Origin of the sequence: Paraclostridium benzoelyticum, assembly GCF_001006285.1 — a bacterium.
Lineage (GTDB): Bacteria > Bacillota > Clostridia > Peptostreptococcales > Peptostreptococcaceae > Paraclostridium > Paraclostridium benzoelyticum.
This window is the reverse complement of the sequence record NZ_LBBT01000183.1, coordinates 1-936: the sequence shown is the minus strand read 5'-3', so window position 1 is coordinate 936 and position 936 is coordinate 1. Positions and strand designations below refer to the sequence as shown.

Sequence of the window (936 nt, the reverse complement as noted above, 5' to 3'; positions counted from 1 at the left end):
CTAAGTAGTATTTAGCCTTGGAGGATGGTCCCTCCTGCTTCCCACAGGGTTTCACGTGTCCCGTGGTACTCTGGATCATATCTAAAGAATTATCGTTTCAACTACGTGGCTATTACACTTTATAGCGGAGCTTTCCAACTCTCTTCGTTTACGATGACCTCTTGTTTGTGATATGTCCGCAACCCCAGCGAAGAAAACTTCACTGGTTTGGGCTATTCCGCGTTCGCTCGCCGCTACTTACGGAATCGAATTTCTTTCTTTTCCTCCGGGTACTTAGATGTTTCAGTTCCCCGGGTTCCCCTCACTAAGCTATGTATTCACTTAATGATACTTAGACATTACTCTAAGTGAGTTTCCTCATTCGGAAATCTTCGGATCAAAGTTTACGTGCAACTCCCCGAAGCTTATCGCAGCTTATCACGTCCTTCATCGGCTCTTAGTGCCAAGGCATCCGCCCTGCGCCCTTAATAACTTGACCAGTTATTAAATGACTTCGCCAATGTCCATTCGTCAATATGACTCATGTCCCATTGCTTAAAAGTGTTATTTTTTAAAGAGTTTTCTTCTCTTATAATTGGTTTATTTAATCATCACTAAATGTTATGCAGTTTTCAAAGTGCTAAAATGCTATCGCATATCGCCAACGTCTATTCGCTCCAAAGTCGCTCACATCCCGTTGCTCAAAGTATAGCTTTTGGGCTACGCCCTTTTAAGTTAGACTTATTAGTCTACTATATGGTGGAGATGAGGAGGATCGAACTCCTGACCCCTTGCGTGCAAGGCAAGTGCTCTCCCAGCTGAGCTACACCCCCACAATATGAAGTTCATTTAAGAACTCTCAAAATTAAACAGTAGGTAATTACTCCTTAGAAAGGAGGTGATCCAGCCGCACCTTCCGATACGGCTACCTTGTTACGACTTCACCCCAGTCATTGG

General features: G+C 43.8%; 1 tRNA gene and 2 rRNA genes. All 3 read right to left on the bottom strand.

Features of this window, described 5'->3' with window-relative positions:
- Positions 1–478, bottom strand: a 23S ribosomal RNA gene (locus tag VN21_RS08420); the annotation flags it as partial.
- 258 nt (positions 479–736) lie between these two features.
- A tRNA-Ala gene (locus VN21_RS08415) sits at positions 737–812 on the bottom strand.
- Between the two features lie 58 nt (positions 813–870).
- Positions 871–936: ribosomal RNA gene (locus VN21_RS08410) — 16S ribosomal RNA — on the bottom strand; the annotation flags it as partial.